Annotated in this window: 23 protein-coding genes; 8 read left to right on the forward strand and 15 right to left on the reverse strand. The window is 71.0% G+C overall.

From position 1 onward, the window contains the following. Nucleotides 1-36 precede the first annotated feature (36 nt). On the forward strand, nucleotides 37-834 hold the full coding sequence (locus tag GA0070604_RS19155; RefSeq protein ID WP_091120059.1) for a DUF2249 domain-containing protein: 798 nt from the start codon (nucleotides 37-39) through the stop codon (nucleotides 832-834). A gap of 134 nt (nucleotides 835-968) precedes the next feature. Next, a complete protein-coding gene (locus tag GA0070604_RS19160) occupies nucleotides 969-1,409 on the forward strand; it encodes a hemerythrin domain-containing protein (RefSeq protein ID WP_091120063.1) in 441 nt (146 codons plus the stop codon). A 241-nt stretch (nucleotides 1,410-1,650) separates the two neighbouring features. Here GA0070604_RS19160 and GA0070604_RS19165 read toward each other — a convergent pair whose 3' ends face one another. Together GA0070604_RS19165 and GA0070604_RS19170 are read right to left on the reverse strand one after the other, a co-directional pair. Then, nucleotides 1,651-2,115 (reverse strand): hypothetical protein, encoded by a 465-nt coding sequence (locus GA0070604_RS19165; RefSeq protein WP_091120067.1) that lies wholly within the window; start codon nucleotides 2,113-2,115, stop codon nucleotides 1,651-1,653. Nucleotides 2,116-2,292: 177 nt separating this feature from the next. After that, a complete protein-coding gene (locus GA0070604_RS19170; RefSeq protein ID WP_091120071.1) occupies nucleotides 2,293-3,459 on the reverse strand; it encodes a TIGR04053 family radical SAM/SPASM domain-containing protein in 1,167 nt (388 codons plus the stop codon). A 339-nt stretch (nucleotides 3,460-3,798) separates the two neighbouring features. Between GA0070604_RS19170 and GA0070604_RS19175 the strand changes: the two genes are divergently transcribed. From GA0070604_RS19175 to GA0070604_RS19185, 3 genes are read left to right on the forward strand one after another with little or no spacing between them, the layout of a single operon-like run. After that, nucleotides 3,799-4,107, forward strand: coding sequence for a MoaD/ThiS family protein (locus GA0070604_RS19175; RefSeq protein WP_091127261.1), 309 nt, complete (start codon nucleotides 3,799-3,801; stop codon nucleotides 4,105-4,107). Between the two features lie 16 nt (nucleotides 4,108-4,123). Continuing rightward, nucleotides 4,124-4,363, forward strand: coding sequence for a DUF6457 domain-containing protein (locus GA0070604_RS19180; RefSeq protein WP_091120074.1), 240 nt, complete (start codon nucleotides 4,124-4,126; stop codon nucleotides 4,361-4,363). Further along, on the forward strand, nucleotides 4,360-5,553 hold the full coding sequence (locus GA0070604_RS19185) for a molybdopterin molybdotransferase MoeA (RefSeq protein WP_091120078.1): 1,194 nt from the start codon (nucleotides 4,360-4,362) through the stop codon (nucleotides 5,551-5,553). Before GA0070604_RS19180 ends, GA0070604_RS19185 begins: the two co-directional genes overlap by 4 nt. Nucleotides 5,554-5,727: 174 nt before the next feature. On the opposite strand, the gene GA0070604_RS19190 is transcribed toward GA0070604_RS19185, so the two are convergent. Further along, nucleotides 5,728-6,225 carry an SRPBCC domain-containing protein gene (locus tag GA0070604_RS19190; RefSeq protein ID WP_091120081.1) on the reverse strand — a complete coding sequence of 166 codons (498 nt, stop codon included), beginning with the start codon at nucleotides 6,223-6,225 and terminating at the stop codon, nucleotides 5,728-5,730. A 140-nt stretch (nucleotides 6,226-6,365) separates the two neighbouring features. Here GA0070604_RS19190 and GA0070604_RS19195 point away from each other — a divergent pair, with 140 nt between their 5' ends. Then, nucleotides 6,366-6,788, forward strand: coding sequence for a winged helix-turn-helix transcriptional regulator (locus GA0070604_RS19195; protein WP_091120084.1), 423 nt, complete (start codon nucleotides 6,366-6,368; stop codon nucleotides 6,786-6,788). Between the two features lie 49 nt (nucleotides 6,789-6,837). Here GA0070604_RS19195 and GA0070604_RS19200 read toward each other — a convergent pair whose 3' ends face one another. The 10 genes from GA0070604_RS19200 to GA0070604_RS19240 form a co-directional block, all read right to left on the reverse strand. After that, nucleotides 6,838-7,653: a response regulator transcription factor gene (locus tag GA0070604_RS19200; RefSeq protein WP_091120088.1), complete on the reverse strand. Its 816-nt coding sequence runs from the start codon at nucleotides 7,651-7,653 to the stop codon at nucleotides 6,838-6,840. Next, nucleotides 7,650-8,138 (reverse strand): hypothetical protein, encoded by a 489-nt coding sequence (locus GA0070604_RS19205; RefSeq protein ID WP_091120091.1) that lies wholly within the window; start codon nucleotides 8,136-8,138, stop codon nucleotides 7,650-7,652. Before GA0070604_RS19205 ends, GA0070604_RS19200 begins: the two co-directional genes overlap by 4 nt. A gap of 138 nt (nucleotides 8,139-8,276) precedes the next feature. After that, on the reverse strand, nucleotides 8,277-8,900 hold the full coding sequence (locus GA0070604_RS19210) for a hypothetical protein (protein ID WP_091120095.1): 624 nt from the start codon (nucleotides 8,898-8,900) through the stop codon (nucleotides 8,277-8,279). After that, nucleotides 8,897-9,529, reverse strand: coding sequence for a GNAT family N-acetyltransferase (locus tag GA0070604_RS19215; protein WP_244162001.1), 633 nt, complete (start codon nucleotides 9,527-9,529; stop codon nucleotides 8,897-8,899). Before GA0070604_RS19215 ends, GA0070604_RS19210 begins: the two co-directional genes overlap by 4 nt. 14 nt (nucleotides 9,530-9,543) lie before the next feature. Further along, nucleotides 9,544-11,031: an APC family permease gene (locus GA0070604_RS19220; RefSeq protein WP_091120103.1), complete on the reverse strand. Its 1,488-nt coding sequence runs from the start codon at nucleotides 11,029-11,031 to the stop codon at nucleotides 9,544-9,546. Between the two features lie 79 nt (nucleotides 11,032-11,110). Next, entirely contained in the window at nucleotides 11,111-11,845 is a 735-nt protein-coding gene (locus tag GA0070604_RS19225; protein ID WP_167363522.1) for a GOLPH3/VPS74 family protein, read from the reverse strand. Nucleotides 11,846-11,865: 20 nt separating this feature from the next. Then, the gene (locus GA0070604_RS32505; RefSeq protein ID WP_167363523.1) at nucleotides 11,866-12,069 is read right to left on the reverse strand and encodes a hypothetical protein; all 204 of its coding nucleotides are present in this window, start codon (nucleotides 12,067-12,069) and stop codon (nucleotides 11,866-11,868) included. Continuing rightward, nucleotides 12,066-12,335, reverse strand: a complete 270-nt coding sequence (locus GA0070604_RS19230) for a hypothetical protein (protein ID WP_091120110.1) — start codon at nucleotides 12,333-12,335, stop codon at nucleotides 12,066-12,068. Before GA0070604_RS19230 ends, GA0070604_RS32505 begins: the two co-directional genes overlap by 4 nt. Next, complete coding sequence (locus tag GA0070604_RS19235) at nucleotides 12,332-12,565, reverse strand: hypothetical protein (protein ID WP_091120114.1); 234 nt, start codon at nucleotides 12,563-12,565, stop codon at nucleotides 12,332-12,334. The genes GA0070604_RS19230 and GA0070604_RS19235 overlap by 4 nt, the downstream gene beginning before the upstream one ends. 107 nt (nucleotides 12,566-12,672) lie before the next feature. Continuing rightward, the gene (locus tag GA0070604_RS19240; protein WP_091120118.1) at nucleotides 12,673-12,882 is read right to left on the reverse strand and encodes a hypothetical protein; all 210 of its coding nucleotides are present in this window, start codon (nucleotides 12,880-12,882) and stop codon (nucleotides 12,673-12,675) included. A 128-nt stretch (nucleotides 12,883-13,010) separates the two neighbouring features. On the opposite strand from GA0070604_RS19240, the gene GA0070604_RS19245 reads away from it, so the two are divergent. Together GA0070604_RS19245 and GA0070604_RS19250 are read left to right on the forward strand one after the other, a co-directional pair. Beyond that, nucleotides 13,011-13,802 (forward strand): GntR family transcriptional regulator, encoded by a 792-nt coding sequence (locus GA0070604_RS19245; RefSeq protein WP_244162002.1) that lies wholly within the window; start codon nucleotides 13,011-13,013, stop codon nucleotides 13,800-13,802. After that, nucleotides 13,799-14,353 carry a GNAT family N-acetyltransferase gene (locus GA0070604_RS19250; protein WP_091120125.1) on the forward strand — a complete coding sequence of 185 codons (555 nt, stop codon included), beginning with the start codon at nucleotides 13,799-13,801 and terminating at the stop codon, nucleotides 14,351-14,353. Before GA0070604_RS19245 ends, GA0070604_RS19250 begins: the two co-directional genes overlap by 4 nt. Before the next feature lie 277 nt (nucleotides 14,354-14,630). Here GA0070604_RS19250 and GA0070604_RS19255 read toward each other — a convergent pair whose 3' ends face one another. Together GA0070604_RS19255 and GA0070604_RS19260 are read right to left on the reverse strand one after the other, a co-directional pair. Then, nucleotides 14,631-16,004: an MFS transporter gene (locus GA0070604_RS19255; RefSeq protein WP_141721338.1), complete on the reverse strand. Its 1,374-nt coding sequence runs from the start codon at nucleotides 16,002-16,004 to the stop codon at nucleotides 14,631-14,633. Between the two features lie 127 nt (nucleotides 16,005-16,131). Beyond that, nucleotides 16,132-17,484 (reverse strand): MFS transporter, encoded by a 1,353-nt coding sequence (locus GA0070604_RS19260; protein WP_091120128.1) that lies wholly within the window; start codon nucleotides 17,482-17,484, stop codon nucleotides 16,132-16,134. Nucleotides 17,485-17,737: the final 253 nt, after the last annotated feature.

Genomic DNA, 17,737 nt, shown 5'->3' on the forward strand with positions numbered 1-17,737 from the left:
ACAACGTCATTCGTAGTAAAAACTCGGGGAGTCCCCATGTCGCACTCACACAGCGGCGCCGACCTGGCCGCCGCCCGGGCCGTGATCCGCCACCACGCCCAGCTCGCGGCCGTACTCGACCGGCACGTCCGCAACCTCCTGGAAGCGGCGGAGCACGGCGACGACGTACGGGCGCAGGACGTCCGCGCGGACCTGCTCGGCTGGCTGCGCGAAGAACTGCTGCCCCACGCGGACGCCGAGGAGACCGCGTTGTACCCGGTGGCCGCCGACCGGGCCGAAGCCGCGCTGCTGATCCGGGGCATGCGAGCGGAGCACCGGGCCATCACCGACCTGGTGGCCGAGCTCGACGCCACCACCGAGCCGGTACGGCTGGCCGCCGCGGCACGGGCCCTCGCCGGCGTCCTCGCCGTCCACCTCGCCAAGGAGAACGAACTGATCGTCCCGCTGCTGGTGGACGCCGCGGACGTGTCGTTGGCGGCGCTGCTCGACGGCATGCACGACCTGCTGGGCTCCTCGAAGTCGGCCGGTGGCTGCGGCGGTACCTGCGGGTGCGGTGGCGGCCCCGCCACGACGGACGCGGCGGCTCCGGTCCTGACCATCGACCCCCGGCTGGACGTCCGGCTGCTGCCGCACGACCGCCGGCACACCACGGTGCTGGCGGCGCTGGACGCCATGCCGGCCGGCGGGGCACTGGTGCTGATCGCCCCCCACGCACCCCGACCGCTGCTCGCCGAGATCGAGGCCCGCTACCGGGGCAACATGGTCGCCGAGTGGCTTCAGGACGGCCCGGACACGTGGCAGGTCCGGCTGTCCCGGCAGCCGGACCCGGCCTGAGCGAGTCTGCCGGGGCCGGGACGGTGCCCGCCAGGGCCGGCCGTCCCGGCCCCACCGGGTCCTTCGACCCTGTTTCGCGCGATTCCAACCGCCCAGCGTCGGACCCGCCCAACCGCTACCGGGAGGTGGCATTCATGTGCAACTACTGCGGCTGCCGGGACTTTCCGCTGATCGGCCGGCTCTCCGCCGAGCACGAGGCGATCGCCAACGCCGCCGGCCGACTGCGCGCCGCCATCGGCACCGGCGCTCCGGCCGCCCTGACCGCGCTCGACGAGCTGCTGGCCCTGCTCATGCCGCACACCACCACCGAGGAAGACGGTCTCTTCGCCGAGCTGCGCGCCGAGGGCAGCCTCGCCGAGGCGGTCACCCGACTCTGCGCCGAGCACCAGGACATCCACGGGGTGCTCGGCGGCGTCGACCGCCTCGCCCCGGACTGGCCGGCGGTGCTCGCCGCACTGGACCGGCTGCACCGGCACATCGACAACGAGGAGCACGGGCTGTTCCCCGCCGCGGTGATCGCCCTGCCCATCCCCGCCTGGGACCGGATCACCCCGACCGGGACGGATGCCGGGTGAGCGGGTGCCCGCTGTCGGGAACGTTGTTCCTGTCGGGCCCTTTGAACCTGATAGCGCAAACGATTCAGGCGGGCTCCGGCCGAGCGCGTGATTCGTTTACGACATCAGGTCCAAAGGCAGCCGGAACCTTACCGCCCGGGCGCTCGGCGACGTAGGTGCCCGACCCCGAGCTGGCCGATGATCCGTTCACGACCGCGCGGCAGCAGCGGAGCCCGCATGGCGGTGTGCCGGAACCCACGGGTCACCCCAGGTGCGCGGCGAGGACCACGAAGACCGCACCGATCAGCATGACCAGCGCACCCAGCCCCGTGACCAGGGCGGACACCTGCCACGCCTGGTACGCCCCGAGCAACGCCCCGCGCAGGGTCTCCCCCATGAAGGCGGTCTGCCGCAGCCGGTCCAGCCGCTGGTCGCCGCGCCCCGCGCCCATGCACTCCTCGGCGATCTCCGCGTACGTCCGGCCACCGGTGGCTCTGGTCACGTGGTCGGCGATGAGTTCCGAGTAGGCGCGGGCCTGAATCCCGGTGCGTACCGGGGTCCGGGCGTACCTGGTGAGCGAGGCCGGCAGGTCGGTGGCTGGAAAGGCGATCCGCTGGCTGGCCAGCTCGTGGGCGATGCTGCGCCGGCCGAGGACACCCTGGGTGATCATGACGGGTCCGGCGACCAGCAGCAGCACGCCGGCGAGGGCGAGGAGGAGTGTGATCATGCAGACAGCCTGCTCCCGTGATCAGCCGTTCGGGAGGGCAGCAGGTCCCGACAGCGACCGGGACCCAGGTCCCGCCCCGGCCGGGATTCGACGACCCACCGCCGCGCGAGGCGTCGGTGACCAGGGTGGGCGCGGCGTGGAGACGTCGCCGGCACCGCGACGGGCAGCCGTGCCGGCTCAGGCGTCGAGGGCCAGCTCGTCCGCGCCGGGGAACGTCCCCGGGCGGTAGCCGCACGCCGGGTCCTCGCCCCACAGGTCACCGGTCATCGCGTACGCCCGGGCGCGGGACCCTCCGCAGACGGCCCGGAACTCGCAGGCCCCGCAGCGGCCGCGCAGCCGTCCCGGGTCCCGCAGTCCGGTGAACAGCTCCGAGTCGCGGTAGATGTCCACCAGCGACCGCTGCCGCACGTTGCCGGCCGGGACCGGGAGGAACCCGCTGGGGTGCACGTCCCCACGGTGCGAGACGAAGACAAAGCCGTTGCCGGCGCTGACCCGCAGCGGCGCCCGGCGCACCCGGTCGGCCCGCCCGACCAGGCCACACTCCTCCAGCCGGGCGCGCAGGTCTCGATACATCGGCCCCAACCCGAGCGCCGCCACGTGGTCCTCCCCGCGCCGCGCGAGCGCGTCGCGTTGCAGGCAGACCCGCCGGAAGTGATGCGCCTCGGTGGTCTTCACCGGCACGGTCTCGCCGAGGTCGTAGAGCGCGTTCAGCACGTCCTCGGCCTCCGCCGCGTCCAGGCCGGCCAGCGCCCGTCCCCGCCCGGTGGGTACGAGGAAGAAGACGCTCCACAGCAGCGCTCCCCGCTCGCGTACGTGGGCGGCGATCGCGGGCAGGTCGGGCAGCGTGTCCCGGGTGACCGTGGTGTTGATCTGGACCTTGAGCCCGAGGTCGCGCGCGTCGCGCCAGGCCCGGTCGGTGAGCTGCCAGACTCCCGGCACGCCCCGGAACCCGTCGTGTCCGGCGGGGGTGGCCGCGTCCACGCTGAGCGAGATGGCCCGGGCACCGGCGTCCCGCAGACCGGCCAGGGCGGTCCGGGTGAGGGTCGGCGTACCGGAGGGCGACACGGAGACCGGCAGGCCCAGCTCGCTGCCCCGGCGCACCAACTCCGCCAGGTCCGGTCGCTGGAACGGGTCACCACCGGTGATCACGAACAGCGGCGCCGGGCGGCCGAAGGCCGCCACCTGGGCCATGAGCGTGGTGGCCTCCTCGGTGTCGAGTTCGGCCGGGTCACGTAGCGGGCGGGCCGATGCCCGGCAGTGCAGGCAGGCCAGCGGGCACGCCTGTGTGGCCTCCCAGATGACGATGAAGGGTCGTTCCCGCACGTCCTGTCGGGGCAGCCGCACGGCCCTGCCCGCCCGTTGCGCGCGCTCCGGCACGTCCGCCCTGGTCGCGTGTGTCACGAGCGGGAGGCTGCCTGGCGGGAACGGCGTGGGACAGGGACCGGTGGCCCGGATCGGAGGGCCGTCCGGCCTCGGCTGTCCAGGTCGGGAGCGCCCCCGGACCAATCAGGGGGCACAACCGCCCCGGTTCTCGGGACCTTCGGCCCGCAACAGCGGCGTTACCCGGCGGCAGGCTGGTCGGGACGCCATCCGGCGCCGGGTCCGGGGACCGACCGGCGGACCTCGATTCCGTCTGTGGGAGTGCGAATGTCGGCGAGCGACGAGCCGGGTTACCACGGCAACATGCCGGTGGACCAGGCCGGCGGCCGGGGCGCGGACGGGCCACTGCCGCCCGACGCGGGTCCGGTGACCACCGTCCGGGTGCGGTACTTCGGCGGCACCCGTGCCGCCGCCGGGGCCGCCGAGGAGGACCACCAGGCGAGCACCCTGGCAGAGCTGCTCGACCGGATGGGCGAGAGCCACGGGTGGCGGCTGCGGGCGGCGCTGCGGGCCTGCAGTTTTCTCGTGAACGGCACCCAGTGGCGTGACCGGCATGCCGTCCTGCCGTCGTCGGCCACGGTCGACGTGCTTCCGCCGTTCGCCGGCGGCTGACCCGCAAGGAGCAACCATGACCGACCCGAGGCTCAACGACTGGCTCGCCACCGCCGCGGCGGCACTCGACCTGCCCACCCCCGCGCCCGACGAGTACCGGGCGATCCTCGACCTGGTCCGGGACGTGGCGCACGGCGTCTGCCGGCCGGCGGCACCGCTGGGCGCGTACCTGGTCGGAGTGGCCGTCGGGCGCGGCGCGGACCCGGACGCGGCGCGGGCCGCCGTCGCCGCGCTGGTCGCGCAGGAGACGCGGTGACCACCGCCGCCGCGCCGCGCCCGACAACGCATCGAGCCCCGACCACCGGGTGGGCGCGGGCCCGCCGCCTCGCCCACGACCTGCCGTCTCCCCTGCCCGCGCAGGAGGTGCCGCTCGCGTCGGCGGCCGGCCGCGCCCTGGCGGTGCCGCTTCGCGCCCGGACGCCGTCACCGGGGTTCGACAACGCGGCCATGGACGGGTACGCCGTGCGAGGTGATGGTCCGTGGCGGGTCCTCGATCGGGTGCTCGCCGGCCGCGTCCACGGCGCACCGCCGCTGGCCGAGCAGACCGCCGTCGAGATCGCCACCGGCGCTCCCGTGCCCGAGGGGACGGAGCGGGTGGTGCCCTACGAGATCGCGGAGCGCCTCGGTGACACCGTGTGGGCGTCGCCGGGCGACCGCCGGCACGTCCGGCGTCGTGGCGAGTACGCCCGCCCGGGGCAGGAGCTGCTACCCGCGGGCAGCATCGTCACCCCGCCGGCGGTGGGCCTGGCCGCGAGCGTCGGTCTGGACACGCTCACCGTGCACGCCCGCCCGAGGGTGCGGATGATCGTCAGCGGGAACGAGCTGGTGGCCACCGGAGTGCCGCGCTGGGGACAGGTTCGGGACGCAATCGGCCCGATGCTGCGACCGCTGCTGACATCGTGGCGGGCGGAACTGCTCGACTCCCGCATGGTCGGCGACGAACTCGACTGGTTCGCCGCCGCGGTCGCGGGCAGCATCATCGACGCGGACGTGACGATCGTGTGCGGCGCGTCGTCGGTCGGGCCCGCGGACGGACTGCACCACGCGTTGCGCAGCCTGCGCGCCACGGCGCACGTCGACGGCGTCGCCTGCCGGCCGGGCCACCCGCAGGTGCTCGCCCAGGTGGGGCAGAAGTGGATCGTGGGGCTGCCCGGCAACCCGTACGCCGCGCTCGTCGCGGCGCTGACGCTGGTGGAGCCGCTGCTGGCCGGGCTCACCGGGTTGCCGCTGACCGAACTGGAGACCGGGACGCTCGTCGGCGCACCGCCGGCCGACGAACGCAACACCCGGATCGTGCCGGTCCGACGGTCGGGGCAGGTCCTGCGTCTCGTCGAGGGCGGGCAGCCCGGCCAACTGGGCGGTGCCGCCGGGGCGGACGCCTTCGCCGTCGTGCCGCCCGGTTGGCGGGGCGAGGCTCCGGTGGAACTGCTACGCCTGGAGCGTTGACGGTCTCTCCCGCCCGGACGCCGTTTGTCGCTCGCCCCGATCAGGCACCCGGCTCCGCTTGCGGACGCTGTCGCGACGGTCAGGCCATCGCCTGGGCGGTGGCCTGACCGTCATCGCGATCGGTCTGTTGTGGTCACGGTCGGCGCAGCGGTGCGAGCGCGTCGGCCCGGGCGGTCACCTCGGTGAAGAGTTGACGGAGCGTGGTGTTGTCGGTTGCAGCACCGCGTCGAGGCCGTTCAGCCGCAGCACGCTCGCGCCGCGCAGGTGGGCCAGGTCCACACTGCCGTCGCCCTCGTATCTGAGAAATGTCACCTGTTCGTTCCATTCCAGGCGGGTCCCGTCGGTCTCGGTTTCGAGCCGGACGGTGACCAGCGAGGTCCATCGCAGTTCGCCGTCGACGATCGCCTCGTAGCCGTAGACGATCCGGTGGGTGCCCGCGATGTCGATGTACCGCGACCGGTACTCCAGCCGCTCGGGTGCCGTGTCCAGCCCGGTGTAGGTGCTGCGCGCCGTCTCACCACCACCCACCCGGAAGTCGTGCTCATACACCGCTCCGCTGCCCGGAAGCCGGAACCACCGGCGCCTCATCGCGGTGTCGGCGAACGCGGTGAAGACCTTTTCCGGCGGCACGTCGAGGTGCCGCGAGATCGTGAAGGTGTCGTGCCGGACCATGCCGTCCTCCCGGTGTCACGGCCACAAGCAGGTGGCCGCACGTCAGTTACGATCAGTAAGAAACGTGCGCCCAGCGGTTTTAGTCCGGCTCTTCCATACGCACTTTGAAGTCAGCTACTGACGTACGAGGAACAGACAGCATGACAAGCTTTCCCGGTACCGAACTCGCCAAGCGCGGGGGCGCGCCGGACTGCGTCCAGACGATCGAGCTCGTCCGCGACGTGCTGGCTCGGGTGGGCGACAAGTGGACGCTGCTGACCATCACCGCCCTGGCCTCCGGCCCGCTGCGTTTCACCGCGCTGCACGAGCAGGTCGCCGGCGTCTCCCAACGGATGCTCAGCCAGACCCTGCGTGCCCTCACCCGCGACGGGCTGGTGACCAGGACCGCATACCCGGAAGTACCCCCGAGGGTTGAGTATGCCCTGACGCCGCTCGGCCGCTCACTGAGCGAGGCCGTGGATGGACTCGTGCACTGGGTCCGTAGCCACCAGGGCGACATCGCCCGCAACCGCGACGAGTTCGACCGGACACCCGTCGCGAAGACACCCCGCCAGAGGCTGTGACGCCCAGTCGGGTCGGGTAGCGGCGGCGCAGTGCTGCGCCGCCGCCCGTTCAGATCAGTCCGTTACGCAGCGCGAATGCCACGGCATGGCAGCGGTTACGCAGGTGAAAGCGGCTGGTCACGTCGTAGATGTGGCTTTTGATCATCCGCTCCGAGTAGGACAGCTTGGCGGCGATCTCGCTGGTGTTGTAGCCGTCCGCGAGCAGGCGAAGAACCTCGATTTCGCGGTCCTTGAGGCCGGTGAAGGTCAGACCACGAGGGCTCAGCACGTCGCGTTTCAACGTCCCGACCTGTTTGAGAAGCCGGCCGAGCAGGTCGGGTGGAATGTTGCCGTCGCCGGCTGCGGCGGACCGGATCACCGTGACGAGCCGGTCAGGGCTGGCATCCGATCGGCGCACGATCCCGGCGACTCCGTGCTCGGCGGCGGCGACCAGGGCGCTGTCGTCAAGGTGGCTCGCTACCAGCACGGTCGTGATGCCACACTGGCCGCGTGTTGCCTGCAGGGTACGCAGGGTGCGCAGGGCCGATTCGTCGATGTCATCGACGATGACGACCGCCACCTCGGCCCGGTCAGCTTCCGCCTCGTCGAGCAGCAGCACCTCCGGACGGGGGCGCAACTGCCCGATCACACCAGCGCGAATGATGGGGTCGGTGGCGTGAAGGCTGACGGTTGTGCGAGCCGTAGGTGGTCTGCGTTTCCGTTGCCCATGCGGGTGCGCGGGCTCCTGGTCACGGTTGCCGACCTCGCTCTCCACCCGTTGACGAAGCTGGCGGTCGACGGACCTGGTTGCCGGTCGTGGGGGCCACTGGAACGCGACGGCGGAGACATCCGTGACCGCGTTGACGTCGTTGGGCTGCTGGGTCATGCCGATCCCTCCGCATGCCTGCGGTCAGCGGCTGGTGCGCCGGTAATGCCCGGAATCGGTCCGGGAGGGCGCCAGGTGGTGCCTGGTGCGGGAGTCGCCGCAGCGGTCGCGGCGTCGTCCAGAGCGGTACGTCTGGAGCGGGCGTCGGCGAGCTTCTCCTCCAGGGCAGCGACCTCCGCGTCGAGTTCCTCCAGACGGGTCGTGTACTCGGTGTAGCAACGCCGGGCCAGATCGACGGCGAGGGTGTGGACCTTTGTCGCCAACGCCCGAGTCCGGCTGTTCTCCGATTGCATGGCGAACCGCAGCAGGTGGTCGACATGGCCGATGAGATTGGGGGGCGTAGCCGCTGGCGGTGTGGGCCGGTCGGTGCGTCCGGTGGTGGCGCGGATGCCCATCGGCTTGGGTGAGGTGTCACGCTCGCCACGGGCCATCCGCAACAGTTCCTCGCGTTTTTCTGGCGTGAGGAAGTCCTGCACGGTGCTCATCGCGCGGCGGGACCCAGACGGCGGGCAGGGGCGGTCGGTCGGACCATGATCGCGTAATCCTCCTGAGGAGATGGTCGGGTGCCCCGGCACCATGGCCGCCACGTCGTTGGGGCGGCCATGGTGCCGGTAGTCGGGTGGTCAGCCGGCGGATGCCGGCGTGGGCGGTGCAGCGGCGCGAGGGCCGCGCTGGAGTGGCCAGATCATCGGGCCACTGGGTAGGTGCAGCGGAAGGTCCGGCCGGTAGCCGTGCTGACACAGCAGGTCCCGGGCGCCCTCGTTCGTGACGACCGCGTACGCCGGGTGTCCGGTCCGATCGACCGTCCGGTGGTGCTGGCGCAGCAACTCGTCAGCCGCGGACCACCCGTAGCCGGGCTGCACCGCCAGCCACGACAGCCAGTGGTGCGGCGCATCGGGCCGGTAGCCGCGCACCGTGGCGTTCAGTTCGTCGAACCGGGGTGCCGCGCGGCCGGCGAAGGTCGTCAAATGGTGATCTCCGAACGCCCGGCGTTCCGTGTCGAGGTCGTGGCGGCGCCAGACGGCGACGGCTGACCAGTCCAGCGTCACGTAGACGTCGCCAGCTTCGACGGCGTGGTCAACGTCGACCGCCAGCAGTCGCTGGAAAACGTTGTGCCGTTCACGCTGGTCCGGCACCAGCCACTCGGCGACCGGGTCGCCTTCCAGGGCGGCGACGAGCAGCGCTGTCACAGCGGCGACGTCGCCGGGTTTCGCGTGCCGTACGGACGAGGCCATGGCGGCGTTCACCGCAGCCGCCCGTCCGGCCCTTGGGCTCCCCCGTCGGCGGCCTCGCGCCACATCGGCCAGATCGGCGGGGCCCCGGTCGACGCCTGCACGGGCGGACCGGACTGGTAGCCGTGGCGTAGGTACAGCCGGCGGTTGTGCTCGTTGCTGGCCTCCAGGTACGCCGGTTCGTTCCTGGCGTCGAGCGTGCGGTGGGCGTGGTTCAGCAGCGCCGAGCCGACCCCCCGGCCCTGCGCGGCCGGGTCGACCGCGAGGTAGGCCAGGTAGTCGTGGGGCACCCGAGGGTGGTGTGCTGCAAAGAGCGCGTCCAGGAGCAGGAACTTGGGCGCGTACTCGCCGCACGCCTTTTCCAGCTCGTCGTGAAGGTCCGGGCCGGCCGGGATCACGTCTTCACGCCGGTACCAGATCGCCACCCCGGTCAGGTCGGTGGTGGTGTCGACCCGTCCCTGCCTCAGCCCGTGGTCCAGCATCAACCGGAAGTAGCGGTGGTAGACCACCCGTCGCTCGGCCAGACCGGGGATCAGCCAGTCCGCGACCGGTCCGTCGAAGAAGGCATCGACCAGGACCCGCACCAGGGCGGCGGCGTCGGGTGGTGTGGCCCGTCGGATGGCCACGGTTTGTGTCGTCGGCACGGTGAGGCTCCTCATCAGGCGGACTGGCGGACGGGGTCGGGGACGCGCAGCGGTGCCGTGGCCGATTCCGCGCCCAGCCCGATCGACCGGTACACGTCGGGTCGGGTCGCCCGCAGGATCAGCGCCCACAGCAGCCCGGCCGCGGCGGCGATGCCGTAGCTGGCGGGGAACCACCAGCGCAGCGGCGAGGTTGGCTCCACGCCGAGCAGGGTGTCGAACTGCGAGACGGTCACGTAGAGGATCGCCCCGAGAGCGAGGGCGGCCAGAGCCGGCGCGATCCGCGTACGCCACATGCCGTCGTCGGCGCGGTGGCGGATGAAGAACGCGACCACGCTGGCTGAGGTGACCGTCATCAGGATCAGCACGCCGAGGCCGCCGGTGACGGTGACCCAGAAGAACAGGTGCACGATCGGGTCGGCGTCGGTGATCGTGTACCCGGCGAGCACCACCCCGGCGAGCACGGTCTGGATGATCGAGCCGAACTTCGGTGCCCCCGTGCGTCGGCTGGTCCGGCCGAGGATGGCGGGCAGCACCCGCTCCCGCCCGAGGGCGAACAGGTATCGGGCCACCGTGTGGTGGAAGGACAGGAGCGCGGCGAACAGCGAGGTGATGAACAGCAGCCGGCCGATGGTCACCAGCTCGCTGCCCACGTACGGCGAGACGAGGTTGAAGATCAGGTCGGTGCTGTCCGTCGAGGCCGCATCCACGATCCTGTCCGGGCCGGTGGCCACGGACATCGCCCACGCCGACGCCCCGTAGAGCAGGCCGGTGATGGCCACCGCGATGTACGTCGCCCTGGCGACGGTCCGCTTCGGGTCCTTGGTCTCTTCGCTCAGCACGACGGTGCTCTCGAATCCCACGAAACCCGTGATCGCGGTGACCAGCGCGGCACCGATGCCGGCGGCGAAGATGCGCGAAGGCGAGAGAGTGTCGAACGTGACCCGCCCGCCGGCCGGGTGGGCGACCATGACCGCGTCGTACACCAGCGCGACAACGACCTCGGCGACCAGCATGGTGGCGAGGACCTTGCCGTTGATGTCGATGCGCACGACTCCGAGCAGTGCGACGGCCGCCCAGGCGGCGTAGGCGCACAGCCACCACGGCACGTCGCCGCCACGGTCGGCGAGAAACCCGGAGAGGACCGCCCCGAATCCGCCGTAGAGGCCGATCTGCATGGCGTTGTAGCCGAGGATGGCGACGAACGCCGCCCCGACTCCTGATGGTCGTCCGAACCCTCGGGTCACATAGGTGTAGAACGCGCCGGCGTTCACGATCCGGCGGGACATGTTGACGTAGCCAACGGCGAACAACGCGAGCACCGATGCGACCGCGAGGTAGGACACGGGGATGCCGAGCACGCCGGTGACGGCGTACCCGGTCGTCGCGCCGCCGGCCACCACGGTCAGCGGCGCGGCTGCGGCGATCACGAAGAACACCACGGTCCACGTGCCGAGCCGGCCCCGGGCCAGCACAGTCGACACCGTGTCAGGAGGTGAGGACATGGGGAAGCTCCCAGAAGGGTGAAGGGGGAAAGGGTGAGATGCCGCACCGGCCGGTGCGGGTGACACGGGGCCGCACCGATCAGGTGCGGTGGCTCAGGACGGCGGACCCGACAGCGGTGTCCAGGTCGGCGAGCAGTTCGCGCATCGGCTGGGGGCCCTCCGCCAACTGCCGGCGCAGATTCGCGTAGACGGATGGGCGGGCACCATCGAGGACGAATCCGCCCAGCCCGCACGAGTTGACGATGCCCATCAGCACGAGGTCGAAGGGGTTCAGCCGCTTGTGGTCGCGCAGCAGGGTCGACAACCGCGCCCACGACCAGGCGGCGACGTTGGTGTTCGTCGGCACGTACACGGTGGTGGGGGTTCGCAGCAGCCGGCGGTGCTGCTGGGGCTCCACCTTGCCGGCCTGCCACAGCCGCTCCGCGACCTGCTCGGGCACCGTCTCGGCGAGGAACGCCAACCAGGTACGGGTGGCGGTGTGCTGCGGCTCGGCGACCAGCCGGGCCAGCACCAGATGTTGCAGCCAGTCGTCCGGCGGCCGAGTGTCCCGCACCCACAGCCGGCCCCGGTCGAAGGTAATCCTTCCGGCGGCGGCCAGTTCGCCGAGCAGCGCGGCGGCAATGCCGTAGTTGGTCGCGGCGCCGTGCAGGCGGGGCTTCCCGGTCCGGTCGTCGTGGGCGAGGAGATGGAACTCGTCGGCCAGAAGCTTCGGCCCCTGGTGTGGGCCGCCGCGCGCGATGTCGGGGCGGACGGCGGCGGGGACCGGGCCGATATGCGCGGTCGGGCGGTCATCTGCGCCAGGAGGTGTGATCACCACGGCTGGTCTCTCTCGGGTTACGTCGTCTGGTCTGATCGAAAGTCGGTACGGAGCCGGTGGAGGCCCGGATGGCGTTCGAGCACCTTCAGCGCCCACCACCACACGCCGCAGACGCCTGCGGAGCAGTTGACACAACGGCGCTCGCCCTCGTGCGCCGCGATGGTCAGCAGCGCGACCTCAATCTGGTCGGCCAGGCTGATCGGCTCGTCTATTCGGGTCACGATGGACTTCCGTACCGGTGCAGGGCTTGGGTGCGGACCCGTAGTTCCACACACGGTGGATGCTCGTCGGCGGGGTACGCGCACTGCGGTCGGTGCCCGACCACGCACGTCCACCCGCCGTCGGTCGGGTCACCGCCGAGGGCGGACACCACGACGGCGATGTCGGTCCCGGGGGTGAGGTCACCGCATTCCGGTGTCCAGTCGGCAGCGGCGAGCCGCAGCAGCGTGCCGGAAGGGACGTACGGGCGGGCCGCTGGGCCGGTCACTTCGTGGCCCTGTGAAGCAGTCGCGCCAGTAGGCCGGGTTTTGCCGGTGCCGGAGTCGCTTCCCAGATTGCCCGGTTGGCAGCGGCGCGCGCCTGCGAGTCGGTCGGACCCGTCGAGATCGGCAGCGTGAAGCCGTCCTGGCTGCTGTAGAGAGTGGCCGCGTGACCACCCATGCCGAACGGGTCGTAGGGATCGTCGGCACTGGCGGGTACGAACCATTTGCGCCGCATGGGCCTCCTTCCTGTGGGTGCGCGGCCGGGCCTTCCCCGGCACCGACCGCGCACCCGACCGGTGGGTGCAGGGCCATCGGGGGAGGTAGACGGACCCTGCACCCGGCTCATGTGCGGGGCTGATCCCGCAGGTACTTGGTGACCAGGCCGGCGGATTGCTCGGCGTGTTCAACGAGGGTTCGCAACGGCGAGTGGGCCAGTGGGCGCAAATCGCGGGCGCTGTTGACCTGGTCCATGCCGGCGAGGAGGACACGTGTTTCCGAAAGCGCCCGGTTGACGGTTTCCATCTCCCGGGCCATCTCAGCCGGAGTGATCATCCCTACTCCACGGTGATCATGTACAAGCGCTGGGTAACGTTGGATTCATACCAACCATTGCAGTGCATCAGGCCACAGTCAAGGCCAAGGGCTAGATTGGTTGGTACGACATGGGAGAGGGTGGGAAAGTGCCGCCGCTGTATCAGAAGATCGCTGACGATCTCCGCGAGAAGATTCGCCGCGGGGAGCTGCGTGCCGGCGACCGGCTGCCGACCGAACCACAGCTGCAAGAGCAGTACGGCGTCTCCCGCAACACCGTCCGCCTCGCCACGGCCCAACTGGTGAACGAGGGCTTGGTGGAGTCAATCCCCGGCCGGTCCGGTGGCATATTCGTCCGTGAGCGGATCACCCTGACCTTTCACGCCTCCCGGGCGGAGTTCCCCACCGGCGCGTATGCCGAGACGGACGCATGGCGCAGCGAGGTCGCCGACCAGGGCCACGAGGCATCGCAGGAGTTCGACCTTCGGATCGAGGCGTTGCCGGCCGAGCTGGCGCAGCGGCTCGGGGTGGAAGTCGACTCTCACGCCGCCGTCCGCCGATGCGTCCGTTTCGTCAACGGGCAGGCGTCCTCTGTGCAGGACACCTACTACCCGATGGACTTGTGTCAGCGGGTCACCGAGTTGCTGTCGCCCCGGGACGTCCCGCAGGGCACCACCCGCCTGTTGGCCTCACGTGGCTACGAACAGGTGGCGTACGAGGACGAGATTCTGGCCCGGATGCCTACCCCGGCGGAGGCGCAGTTGCTCGACCTGCCGCCGGGCACTCCGGTGCTGCTGTACATCCGGACTGGGTTCACCAATGAGCGGGCGGTGCGGGTGTCCGTGACCTCGTTCGCCGGCGACCGTAACCGGCTGGCCTATACCCTCGGCGACTCGGCCGTGATCGGAAGGTTCCGCGACCGGGAGGAGGAGCCGCATTGATCATCACCCCGGCGACCCTGTCAGACGTCGAGGTCATCATGAGCTGGCGGCGCGAGCGCGTCGCATGGCTCGCCGCGCGTGGCGAAGAACAGTGGTCGATCCCGCTGCCCCGGTCAGCGGTGGCCGCCACCGTGCAGGCCGGCCAGACCTGGATGGTGTGGGACGGGTCGGACCCGGTCGCCACGATCACCTTGACCGCATACGTAGACGTCGACTCGTTGTGGAAGCCGGACCGAGACCCCGAGGCCCTGTGGTACCCGGAGGACGATCCGGCCAACGCACTGTACGCCGCCAAGATGATGATCCCGCTGCGCTACGCCGGCGCCGGTCTCGGCGGGGAGATGCTTGACTGGGCCGGCGGCCGGGCGTACGAGGCCGGCCTGACCTGGTTGCGGCTGGACGCGTGGACCACGAACCCACGCTTGCACGCCTACTACCGAGGCCAGGGTTTCCAGCACGTCCGGACGGTAGAGAGCCGAGTGTCCGGTGCCTGTTTCCAGCGGGCCGCGCAGCCGTATGAGGACGGGCGGTTGAAGACCGAGATGGCCTGATCGGTCATGCGTCGTCCTCGACCGCGAACACAGGCGAGAGCGTCCGCCCCTGGCCGGAACGAACCGCCGTATGGATGGTGACAGCGAACCCGTTCACCAACTGCACAACAGCCCAGCCTCTTCGGCGACGACGGCACGGACGTCTTCGACAAACGGGGATAGGTCTGGGCCCTCGCCCGAAATGGCTGTCTTACCTCGGGCCGACAATAGGGATAGCGCCGTGGCGGCGGCCGGAGGGGGTATCCGGCCGCCGCCACTGTCGGGGAGAGAACGGGGTTCAGGAGGGGCGTTCGGCCCCCTTGCGGGCGTAGAAGTGCCAGGCCAGCCCCACGCAGGCGGCGAAGAAGACGGCCCAGCCGAGGTAGAAGGCGGTGGCCGAGATGCTGGCCAGCCCGATGCCGAACAGGAACGGTCCGAAGGCGGCGATGGCAGCGGTCCAGCCGATCACCCCGCCCGCCTGCCGGCGCTCGAAGATCATCGGCATCTGCTTGAAGGTGGAGGCGTTGCCGATGCCCGCGAAGAAGAAGACGCCCAGCATGCCGGCGACGAAGAACTTGAACTCGCCGAGCGAGGACGGGGTGAGCCAGAAGACGGTGAAGACGGTCGAGGCGGTCATGCCGACGCCCGACACGACGGTCCAGATCGCACCACCGAAGCGGTCGCAGAGTGGGCCCCAGGCCACCCGGGCCGCCGAGCCCACCAGCGGGCCGAGGAACGCCCACTTCAGCGGGTCCGGCGCGTCGGGGAACGTGCCGTACAGGTTCTTGATCAGCAGACCGAACTGCGCCGCGAAGCCGGAGAACGCGCCGAAGGTCATCATGTAGAGCGCGGTCATGATCCAGGTGTGCTTCTCCCGGAAGATGTCCAACTGCTGGCGGAGGTTGGCCTGCACCGGCACGCTCTTGAGGTAGAACCAGGCCAGCACGGCACCGGCCACCACCCAGGGGATGAAGACGAGGCCGGCGTTGTGCAGCCAGATCGACTCGCCGAGTCCCCTCGCCGGCTTGACGACCTTCTCCGGGCCGATGCTCGCCGTGCCGAGCAGGGCGAAGCCGATCACCCACGGCACCAGGAACTGCACCACGCTGACGCCGAAGTTGCCCACTCCCGCCTGGATGCCCAGCGCCACGCCCTGCTTGCGCTTCGGGAAGAAGTACGACGTGCTCGGCATGAAGCCGGAGAAGACCCCGCCACCGATGCCGCAGAGGAAGGCGAGCGCGAGCAGCACGACATAGGGAGTCGTCGCGTCCTGCACGGCCCAGCCCCACCCGGCCAGCGGCAGGACCAGCAGCAGCGTGGAGATCGAGACGAGCTTGCGGGTCCCGAGCACCGGCGGCAGGAACATCCAGATCAGGCGCAGCAGACCACCGGCCAGGCCGGGCATCGCCGTCAGCCAGTACAGCTCGGACGTGCTGAGCCCGAACCCGATGTTGTTCAGCCGGGGCGCGATCGCCGAGACGAGGAACCAGGTGATGAAGGCCAGGGTCAGGTTGTACGTGGTGATGGTGAGGGTCCGCCACGCCAGCCGCTGGTCCCAGGTGTCGTCCTCCGGGTTCCAGTCCGCCAACCACTCCCGCCCCTTCCGGGTGGGAGGCTCCTTCACCGGGAGGCCGCCGGTGCCGGCCTCCGGGGGTCGTAGTGCCGTGGTCATGGTGTTGCTCCTAGCTGCCGCCGAACGGTTCGGGACATTGGAAAGGCTGGTCAAGGACAAACCGCGCGGACACGGTCGAGGGTCGCCCGTGGGCGGGACCAAGGTCCCGCCCGTGGGCGAGAAACGTTTACGCGCGCTGCCCGGCCGGTGTCGGCTCGACGCTTCGCGCCAGGTCGGGGCTGCGGTCGTGCAACATCCGGTGCACCGTGACGTGCATCCAGAGTCCGGCCACCGCGGTCAGCAGGAAGATGATCGCGAAGGTCGTCTGCGGCAGCCCGGTCCAGGCCTGCGCGTACGCGAACAGCGGCGGCAGGACGAAACCACCCAGCGCGCCGAGCATGCCGACCAGACCACCCACCGCGCCGACGTCGTTCGGGAAGTACTCGGGGATGTGCTTGAACACCGCCGCCTTCCCGATGCCCATCGCGATCCCGACCACGAACACGCCCACGGTGAACGGCAGCACGCCGAGCTGGTAGGGCAGCACCTCGCGTACGCCGCTGGCCTCGTACCGCTCCGGCACGTACAGGACGATGTGCCCGTAGGGCATGGCGAGGAAGAGGCTGGCCACGCCCATGGTGGCGAAGGTGCCGTACATGACCCGGCGGGCGCCGAACCGGTCCGACAACCAGCCACCCACCGGCCGCAGCAGGCTGGCCGGGAAGATGAACAACGCGGTCAGCAGCGCCGCCTGGTAGAGGGGCAGCCCGAACACGTCGACGTAGTACTTCGGCAGCCAGGCGGAGAGCGCCACATAGGCGCCGAACACCACGACGTAGTAGAGGCTGAACCGCCAGACCCGCAACTGCCGCAGCGGCCGGAACATCTCGCCGAGCGGTCGCCCCTGGCTGGGGCGACGGTCCTGCCGGGGCGTGCCGAGCCACACCGCCACGGCCATTGCCACGAGCAGCACCGCGTACAGGAACGGGACGAACCGCCACCCGCCGGGGATCATGCCGCCGGCGTACCCGGCGACCGGCACGGCGGCGATGAGCGTGGGCCCGATGAACTTGGTCACCGAGGCACCGACGTTGCCCGCGCCGAACACGCCGAGCGCGAAGCCCTGCCGGCTCTGCGGGGTCCAGGCGGACACCCACGAGACTCCGACGCTGAAGGCGTTGCCGCCGAAGCCGGCGAGGAAGGCGTAGAGCAGCAGCGCCTCGTAGCTGCCGGCCTGGGAGACCAGGTAGGTGGGGATCGCGGTGAAGAGCAGCAGCGCGGTGAAGACCACCCGACCGCCGAGCCGGTCGGCGACCACCCCGCCCAACAGCCGCCACACCGCGCCGTTGAGGATCGCGACCGACGACAGCCAGGACAGTTGCACGTCGGTCAGGCCCAGCTCGTCGCGGATCGGGATGCCCAGCACCCCGAACATGAGCCACACCGCGAACATCAGCGTGAAGCCGGCGCTGGACAGCACCAGAACCCGGCTGCCACCCCCGCCCCGCCCCATGTCCGTTGGTGCCCCGGTCGCTGACATCTGGTCCTCCTCGTGGTACAGCCGCGCTGATGCCCGGCGGTTCCACTCTCAGCCGCACAAACCGGGTCGGATACGGTCCGGCGGTCCCCCAGCCCGGGCCCAAGGTCACGGGGCATTCGGGCCAGGCGGACCGGGCGGTGCCGGAGGCCGGACGCCCAGCGGGGTTCGTGCGCGGCGGACGGCCCTCGGGTGTGCGACCAATGGGCCACGTACCGTGGCGGCTCCGCAACGGGCCGGCAGCGACTGCGGCAGA

This window comes from Micromonospora eburnea (genome assembly GCF_900090225.1).
Classification (GTDB): Bacteria; Actinomycetota; Actinomycetes; order Mycobacteriales; family Micromonosporaceae; genus Micromonospora; species Micromonospora eburnea.

Coding starts and splice junctions, on each gene's coding strand:
- GA0070604_RS19155 (WP_091120059.1), top strand. CDS start 37: ATGTCGCACTCACACAGCGGCGCCGACCTGGCCGCCGCCCGGGCCGTG.
- GA0070604_RS19160 (WP_091120063.1), top strand. CDS start 969: ATGTGCAACTACTGCGGCTGCCGGGACTTTCCGCTGATCGGCCGGCTC.
- GA0070604_RS19165 (WP_091120067.1), bottom strand. CDS start 2,115: ATGATCACACTCCTCCTCGCCCTCGCCGGCGTGCTGCTGCTGGTCGCC.
- GA0070604_RS19175 (WP_091127261.1), top strand. CDS start 3,799: ATGCCGGTGGACCAGGCCGGCGGCCGGGGCGCGGACGGGCCACTGCCG.
- GA0070604_RS19180 (WP_091120074.1), top strand. CDS start 4,124: ATGACCGACCCGAGGCTCAACGACTGGCTCGCCACCGCCGCGGCGGCA.
- GA0070604_RS19190 (WP_091120081.1), bottom strand. CDS start 6,225: ATGGTCCGGCACGACACCTTCACGATCTCGCGGCACCTCGACGTGCCG.
- GA0070604_RS19195 (WP_091120084.1), top strand. CDS start 6,366: ATGACAAGCTTTCCCGGTACCGAACTCGCCAAGCGCGGGGGCGCGCCG.
- GA0070604_RS19200 (WP_091120088.1), bottom strand. CDS start 7,653: ATGACCCAGCAGCCCAACGACGTCAACGCGGTCACGGATGTCTCCGCC.
- GA0070604_RS19205 (WP_091120091.1), bottom strand. CDS start 8,138: ATGAGCACCGTGCAGGACTTCCTCACGCCAGAAAAACGCGAGGAACTG.
- GA0070604_RS19220 (WP_091120103.1), bottom strand. CDS start 11,031: ATGTCCTCACCTCCTGACACGGTGTCGACTGTGCTGGCCCGGGGCCGG.
- GA0070604_RS19235 (WP_091120114.1), bottom strand. CDS start 12,565: ATGCGGCGCAAATGGTTCGTACCCGCCAGTGCCGACGATCCCTACGAC.
- GA0070604_RS19240 (WP_091120118.1), bottom strand. CDS start 12,882: ATGATCACTCCGGCTGAGATGGCCCGGGAGATGGAAACCGTCAACCGG.
- GA0070604_RS19255 (WP_141721338.1), bottom strand. CDS start 16,004: ATGACCACGGCACTACGACCCCCGGAGGCCGGCACCGGCGGCCTCCCG.
- GA0070604_RS19260 (WP_091120128.1), bottom strand. CDS start 17,484: ATGTCAGCGACCGGGGCACCAACGGACATGGGGCGGGGCGGGGGTGGC.